7 protein-coding genes are annotated in these 6922 nt (G+C 65.5%); 2 read left to right on the forward strand and 5 right to left on the reverse strand.

Annotation, left to right across the window (positions count from 1 at the left end; genetic code table 11):
• The 3 genes from G3N97_RS34780 to G3N97_RS34790 all read right to left on the reverse strand — a co-directional run.
• Positions 1-288 (reverse strand): DUF4880 domain-containing protein (locus G3N97_RS34780; RefSeq protein WP_205997383.1); only part of this gene is annotated, 288 nt, incomplete at its 3' end.
• 79 nt (positions 289-367) lie between these two features.
• Positions 368-889 carry a sigma-70 family RNA polymerase sigma factor gene (locus tag G3N97_RS34785; protein ID WP_065065027.1) on the reverse strand — a complete coding sequence of 174 codons (522 nt, stop codon included), beginning with the start codon at positions 887-889 and terminating at the stop codon, positions 368-370.
• A 200-nt stretch (positions 890-1089) separates the two neighbouring features.
• Complete coding sequence (locus G3N97_RS34790) at positions 1090-1878, reverse strand: metallophosphoesterase (RefSeq protein ID WP_205997384.1); 789 nt, start codon at positions 1876-1878, stop codon at positions 1090-1092.
• Between the two features lie 571 nt (positions 1879-2449).
• On the opposite strand from G3N97_RS34790, the gene G3N97_RS34795 reads away from it, so the two are divergent.
• Together G3N97_RS34795 and G3N97_RS34800 are read left to right on the forward strand one after the other, a co-directional pair.
• On the forward strand, positions 2450-4846 hold the full coding sequence (locus G3N97_RS34795) for a membrane-bound PQQ-dependent dehydrogenase, glucose/quinate/shikimate family (protein ID WP_205997385.1): 2397 nt from the start codon (positions 2450-2452) through the stop codon (positions 4844-4846).
• A gap of 180 nt (positions 4847-5026) precedes the next feature.
• Positions 5027-6208, forward strand: a complete 1182-nt coding sequence (locus tag G3N97_RS34800; RefSeq protein ID WP_205997386.1) for a porin — start codon at positions 5027-5029, stop codon at positions 6206-6208.
• Positions 6209-6259: 51 nt separating this feature from the next.
• Here the strand turns inward: G3N97_RS34800 and G3N97_RS34805 are convergent, their stop codons facing one another.
• Both G3N97_RS34805 and G3N97_RS34810 read right to left on the reverse strand, forming a co-directional pair.
• Entirely contained in the window at positions 6260-6547 is a 288-nt protein-coding gene (locus G3N97_RS34805) for a DUF4148 domain-containing protein (RefSeq protein WP_205997387.1), read from the reverse strand.
• A gap of 95 nt (positions 6548-6642) precedes the next feature.
• Positions 6643-6922, reverse strand: a 280-nt coding sequence (locus G3N97_RS34810; protein WP_241031023.1) for a LysR substrate-binding domain-containing protein, incomplete at its 5' end; no start/stop codon positions are given.

Below are 6922 nucleotides of genomic sequence, written 5' to 3' on the forward strand. Positions count from 1 at the left end.
GAACGCGCGACGGCCCGGCGACGCCGGTGCGCCGCGCGCCGCGATTTCGGCGCGATAGCGCGCGAGATCCTGCTGGGGAATGTGGTCGAGCGCCTGCCAGATCTCGGCGACCTGCCCGTAAGCGCGACGATGCGCCGGGTCGCGCGCGAGCCAGGCCTGCCAGTCGGCTTCGTCGCGCGCGCTCAGCCCGCGCTGACGCCGCAGGAGCCAGTTCGCGGCCTGCGTGTCGAGTTCGGCATCGGCGTCGAGACCGGCGTCGGTCGTCTCGGGGAGTTGGGGTCGTTCCATCGTCATATCGTCAGCGCGTACCTCTATGAAGACGCGCGACGAAGCCAAAACCTGACATCGAAGAACCTTGCATCGTTTTTTATTCGGCGGCGACGGTCGCTTGACTGTCCGCGCCCTCGAAGGCCGTCATGCGCTGCTTGCAGGCGAGCACGCCGCGAATGATGTGTTTTTCGACCATATTGCGCGAAATGCCCATGCGCGCGGCCACTTCGCTGTGGCTCAACCCGTCGAACTTGTGCAGGACGAACGCCTCGCGGCAGCGCGGCGGCAGCGCGTCGATCGCGGCGACCAGCGCCTCGGTGCGGCGCGACGATTCCCACACCTGCTCGGGCTGGCTCGACACGTGGGCGGCGGGTTCGTCGATCTCGTCCAGCTCGTCGACGACCGATTGAGCGCGGACTGTAGCACGGCGATGCGTATCGATGACGAGATTGCGCGCAGTGCGATAGAGCAAGCCGCGCGGGTCGCTGATGGTCGCGCCGGAGTCGCGCAGCGTGAGCACGCGAACGTAGCTTTCCTGGGCGATATCCGAAGCGGTGTCACCGTCTTTCACCAGCCGGGAAAGAAAACGCAACAGTTCGCGGTAATAGCGTTCGACCACTGAATCGGTATGTATTGAGCCTGTCCAATCGGTCCGGCGGCGACAAGCGACACGAGCGATCCGCGATTGGTTCTGAATGATAATTATTATCATTCAGTGACGAAGGGCTGGCAAGACAAATGATGCTGCGTGGATAGCGCGGCGTGGCGGCCGCGCGACGCCGGGGTGGAATGCGGTGAAAAAATCAGGCGGACGTGCGCTTAGGCGAGGCTCGACCAGACGCGGCTCGTGCCCGCTTCGACGAGCGTGAGCTTGCCGCCGGGGCTGCACGCGCCGGTGTCGATAAACATGTGCGCGCCGATGCGGCGGACTTCGCGCATGGTCGTGTGACCGCAATAAGTCGTGGACAAGGCTTGCTGGGAAGGCGACACGCTGAACGCCAGATCGCGGCCCCAGAGCAGGCGGCGGCGCACGGCCGCTTCGAAATGGCCGGCGGCGAGTTGATCGTCGTTGCCGCGGAACTCGGCGTGCAGGATATTGAAGCGCGCGTCCCCTTCCCCGACAATGCGCACGAGCGGCAGCAGACGCAGCCGCGCGGCGTGCACCGCCAGTTCGCCGTCCGAGAGCGAGCGCGCCCAGTCGCCGCCCACCTCGTACCAGCGCTCGCGCGGCAGCCGGCCGTCGACGACCGCGCACAGCGCCTCTTCGTGATTGCCTTGCACCGCGTGAAACCAGTCGTGCTCGAGCAAAGCCAGCGCGCGTTCGCTCTGTTCTCCGCGGTCGATCAGGTCGCCGACGGAAAACAGACGGTCGCGCCCGGCGTCGAACTCCACTTCACCGAGCAGCTGTTCGAGCGCGCTCACGCAGCCATGCAGATCGCCGACCACGAAATCGCGGCCGAGCCGATTCGCGTCGTGACGCACGACCTCGGGATCGGAGGATTCGGCAAACGGCGCGCCGCCCGGCTCGGCGCCGCGGCGCAGGCCGTGGATGCCAAGAAAACCCAGGCGTTTCTTGAATAGCGGTTGCGGTTGGCTGTTCGGACCCATGCTCGTCTCTCGTCGACAACGGCACATCTTATTTCAGGCCGACGGAGAAAATACGACCGACTTTGTTATATGTGTAACGAGTGGTAAGAACGGGGAAGTTGCCGAACCTTACGCGCAGCATGCGGTTTTTTAGCGGCGATTTTACGGATTTTCGCGTCTGGCGACGCGCCGTCATGTCGGCCGTGATTTCGGGAATCGATCGCGCCAGGCGGCGACCTGATTTCGACGCAAGATGCATCGGCGCACGCGACGCTCACGATCAGGATGACTGATCAATTTTCAGCCGCGCCGATTCGGTCAAGAAAAGATCCTGGCAATCACAACGAAAACGGCTCCACCGATCCGGCCGCGCGACAAGCACGCATGTGACCGTTGTGCCATTCCCCCGACAGCGATGTGCGTTTCCCGGCAGGATTTCGATTTTAGCAATAAAATGTACCAAGTAGTTAATCTAGAAGCCGGTGCGACGCTTTGTCCCTCAATGACTTGCGGAGCCTGGACCGGATGGACTTGAGCGTCACAACGAGAAAGAGCGATGTCGAAGCAACCTTCAGAATCAGATAAACAACAGATGTGCAAAGCGGCGCGCGTGGGCTTGACCCTCGCGGGCCTCGTCGGGCTCGTGCTGGGCCTGTATTTCACGATCGGCGGCGGCATGCTGATCGCGCGCGGCGGCAGCTGGTACTACCTGCTCGCCGGCCTCGCGCTCTGCGCAACGGGCGTCCAGCTCGCGCGCCGCCGCGCCAGCGCGTTCCCGATCTACCTCGTCATGCTGATCGCCACCGTGCTGTGGGCGCTGTGGGAAGTCGGCTTCGACTTCTGGCCGCTCAACACGCGCGTCTTCATGTTCTCGATGATCGGCATGCTGCTCGCGCCGCTCTGGCCGGTGCTGCGCAAGGGCGAAGGCAAGTCGCCGGCGCGCGGCGCGGCCTGGGGCATCGCCGCCCTGCTGCTGGTCGTCAACGTCGGCTTCGTGTGGGGCATGTTCGTGCCGCACGGCAAGTTCGGCGTCGAAACCGCGCCGGTCGCCGGCACCGCGGGCAAGGGCGACTGGACCGCGTACGGCCATTCGGACGGCGGCGACCGCTTCGCGGGCTACACGCAGATCACGCGCGACAACGTCAAGAATCTCCAGGTCGCGTGGACCTTCCATACCGGCGACGTGCCGCTCAGCCCGGACGGCGGCGGCTCGGAAGACCAGGAAACGCCGCTGCAGGTCGGCAAGACGCTGTTCCTGTGCTCGCCGCATAACACGGTGATCGCGGTGAACGCCGCCACCGGCGCAGAAAAGTGGCGTCATGCATTCCCGACCAAAACCACGGTCTGGGTGCGCTGCCGCGGTCTTGCGTATTTCGACGCGAGCCTGCCGCTGGTGCAGCCGACGGTCGCCGGTTCGACGCCGGTCACGCCGATCGCCGCTTCGGGCGATCCGGCCGTGTGCCGCCGCCGCATCTACATGAACACGATCGACGCCAAGCTCGTCGCGCTCGACGCCGACACCGGCAAGCTGTGCGACGACTTCGGCGATCACGGCATCGTCGACCTGAAGGCAGGCCTCGGCAACGCGAAGAGCCCGCTGTATCAGCTCACCTCGGCGCCGACCGTCGCGGGCACGACCGTGGTCGTGGGCGGCCGCGTGGCCGACAACGTCTCGCTCGACATGCCGGGCGGCGTGATCCGCGGCTTCGACGTGATGTCGGGCAAGATGAAGTGGGCGTTCGATCCGGGCCAGCCGGAAGACCACGCCGCACCGGCCACCGGCAAGACCTTCACGCGTTCGACGCCGAACGTGTGGGCGCCGATGACCTACGACGCGACCTCGAACACCGTCTACATGCCGGTCGGCAACGCGGCGATCGACCTGTGGGGCGTCAAGCGCACCGCGCTCGACGAAAAGTACGGCGGCTCGATCCTCGCGCTCGACGCCACCACCGGCGCTGAAAAGTGGCACTTCCAGACCGTTCACCACGATCTGTGGGACTACGACGTGCCGATGCAGCCGACCCTGATCGACTTCCCGATGGAAGACGGCAAGAAGGTGCCGGCGCTGATCGTCGGTACCAAGATGGGCCAGCTGTTCGTGCTCGACCGCGCGACCGGCAAGCCGCTCACGAAGGTCGTCGAGCATCCGGTCAAGCCCGCGACGATTCCGAACGAGCCGTACGCGAAGACGCAACCGCTCTCCGTGGGCATGCCGCAGATTGGCGCCGAAGTGCTCAAGGACGCCGACATGTGGGGCGTCACGCCGATCGACCAGCTGATGTGCCGCATCACCTTCCGCGGCATGCGCTACGACGGCCTGTTCACCGCGCCGGACACCGACTACGCGCTCAGCTTCCCGGGCTCGCTCGGCGGCATGAACTGGGGCGGTCTGTCGTATGACCCGAACGCCGGCATGATCTACGTGAACGACATGCGCCTCGGCCTCTGGGTGCATCTCGTCAAGGAAAAGCAGCGCGGCGGCACCTCCGACGGCAACGAAGCCGTCAACGCCGGCATGGGCGCGGTACCGCTCGGCGGCACGCCGTACTCGGTCACCAAGGACCGCTTCTTCTCGCCGCTGGGCATTCCGTGCCAGAAGCCGCCGTTCGGCAGCCTCACGGCGGTCGACCTGAAGACGCGCAGCGTCGCGTGGCAAGTGCCGCTCGGCACGGTCAAGGACACGCGTCTGTACGGCGTGCAGATGCACATGCCCACGCCGATCGGCATGCCGACCATCGGCGGTTCGCTGACGACGGGCGGCGGTCTGGTGTTCTTCGCGGCGACGCAGGACTACTACCTTCGCGCGTTCGACAGCTCGACCGGCAAGGAAGTCTGGAAGGCGCGTCTGCCGGTGGGCAGCCAGGGCACGCCGATGAGCTACACGATCGACGGCAAGCAGTACATCGTGATCTCGGCCGGCGGCGCACGCCAGTCGCCGGATCGCGGCGACTACGTGATCGCCTACGCGCTGCCGGACAGCCACTAAACCGGCCCGCCGAGCCAGACAAAAAGCGGGACGACAATGAGACTCATCGCTCCGCTTTTAACCACTCGGTTCAAATTTGAAAACGCGCCCCCGCCGTCGATCCGACCGGCGGGGGCGCGTACGTGAAGACACCTAAAACACGACGAAGACAGCGGCCACGCAAACTTCGCGGCAACAATCATGAAAACAGAACACCTTTTCTGGAGCGGCTCGCTCCTGATGTGCGCGGCGATGCTGTCGCAAACGGCGCATGCGCAAAGCAGCCTGACGCTGTACGGCAACGTCGACGAAGCCATCTCCTACGCGAATAACCAGGGCGGTCATTCGAACGTCTACATGCGCAACGGCAACCTCTACGCCTCGAAGTTCGGCTTCAAGGGTTCGGAGGCGCTGAGCTCGACGCTCAATGCGATTTTCGATCTGCAGGAAGGTTTCGATCCGGGCACCGGCGCGCAGCAGTCGGCGGGCCTCGCGTTCAATCGCTATGCGTTCGTCGGCCTGCAGGACAGCCATCTCGGCACGCTCACGATGGGCCGCCAGTACACGCCCTACTATCTGCTCGCGGGCACGCTCGGCCCGGTCACGTACCTGACCGGCGCGACGGGCGCGCACCCCGGCGACATCGACGGTTTCGACACGGATATCCGCTCGAACAGCTCGGTGACCTACACCTCGCCGACCATCGCGGGCGTGCGCGGCAGCGTGCAATACGGCTTCGGCGGCCAGCCCGGCAGCATGCAAAGCGGCAACCTGATCAGCGCGGCGCTGCGCTACGACGGCGGCCCGCTGTCGGTCGCGGCCGGCTATCTGCGGATGGAAAACACGAGCACCTACACGGGCGGTTTCGATACGTCCGCGAGCGCGACGTTCCCGCATTCGGTCGTCAACCAGGGCTATCTGTCGGCGCGCGCGGTGCAGCACTTCGCGGCGCTGGCGACGTACACGGTCGGCAACCTGCTGTTCGGCGTGAACTACTCGAACGTGCTCTACCGTCCGGGTTCGCACTCGATGTTCACCGACACCGCCGTGTTCAACACCTACGGCGCGCTCGTCAGCTACCGCGTGAGCACGCCGTTCGAAGTGTCGGGCGGCTACAGCTACACGCGCGCATCGTCGGCGAACGGCATTCACGATGCCGCGCGCTATCAGCAGATTTCGCTGCGCGAGCTGTATCACCTCTCGAAGCGCACCACGCTCTACACGATCCAGGCGTACCAGCACGCGTCGGGCAAGACGCTCGGCGCGAACGGCGCGGGCGACATCATCGACGCCCAGCCGGTGGTCGGTGACTCGCAGAACACGTCGCCGTCGTCGACCGCGAATCAGTTCGTGGCGATGTTCGGCGTGGCGATCGCGTTCTAAGCGACGTCAAGCGCGTTGCGTGCAATGCGCGCGTGCGTAACGAAGCTGCCGTCAGGTCCCGCTGACCGGACGGCATTCCGAGCGGTAATCGACGTGCAACTGCTTTTCGGCGGCTTGCAGATCGCTCGGATACACACCGTCGTCGGAGCCCGGGTCGTAACCCCGGGCCTCCAGTTCGCCGAGTTCGCGCATCAACTGTTTGTGCGTGACCTTGCCCGCGGCCACCGGCTTGAACGGGTAATCCGCACACTGTTGCGGCGTGAGACGCGGCGCGGCAAACGCGGACAGACTGCAGAACGTCGCAAGCAGCGCGACCAGGATTCGGGAGAGACATCGCATGGCGCTATCCGCGTGTGGGCGCGGACCCGTGATGGAATGCACGCAGATTAAGGGATGCGACTCCTTCGAACGCTATCCGCCAGATGTAATTTCTTTTAGTCTTTCCCGCCGCCCTTCCCCTCGCCTTCCTGCGCCTCGCGCAGCGCCTCCATGAACGCCTGCGCCGCGTCCGAGAGCGGCACGGTCGTGCGCCGCAGCATGCCGACCGGCTCGACGCCATGTGGCGCGGGCACCTCGATGCGCGCCAGCGCGCCCGCCGCCAGCTCCTGCTCAACCACCCGCAGCGGCACGATCCACACGGCTTCCGACGCCTGCACGACCGCGCGCGCCACGGCCGCCGACTGCGTCTCGACGCAACCGGGCGGCAAGGCGAGC

The organism is Paraburkholderia sp. Ac-20347, assembly GCF_017104805.1.
Taxonomy (GTDB): domain Bacteria; phylum Pseudomonadota; class Gammaproteobacteria; order Burkholderiales; family Burkholderiaceae; genus Paraburkholderia; species Paraburkholderia tropica.